At 31.1% G+C, this 270-nt stretch carries 1 protein-coding gene; it reads left to right on the top strand.

Going from position 1 to position 270, the window contains the following annotated elements:
• On the top strand, positions 1-270 hold a 270-nt coding region (locus SCA31_RS23560; RefSeq protein ID WP_410699436.1), incomplete at both ends, for a hypothetical protein.

The following is a 270-nucleotide window of genomic DNA, read 5'->3' as shown; positions in this document are numbered from 1 at the left end:
ATTTTGTCAGTGAAGATAGGGGGTATTTCAATTCAGAAGAATTTAATATTGATCAACAGTATTGGGCAGAAAAATTCAAAACGTTACCCGAAAATTTATTCCAAAAGCTTGACTCTTCGAAAACAATTAACGTAAGCTCCAGAAAGGAACTTATTATAAAGAGAATTGTTTATAATGATCTAACAGAGTTGGCTCTGGTAACAAAATCGAGCACGTTCCATATTATATTGGCTATTTTATATGTTTATTTGGGAAAAAAATCACAGAATG

This window comes from Chryseobacterium sp. SIMBA_028 (assembly GCF_046535285.1).
Taxonomy (GTDB): Bacteria; Bacteroidota; Bacteroidia; order Flavobacteriales; family Weeksellaceae; genus Chryseobacterium.
Note: the sequence above shows the minus strand (reverse complement) of the source record. Positions and strands in the feature narration are given on the sequence as shown.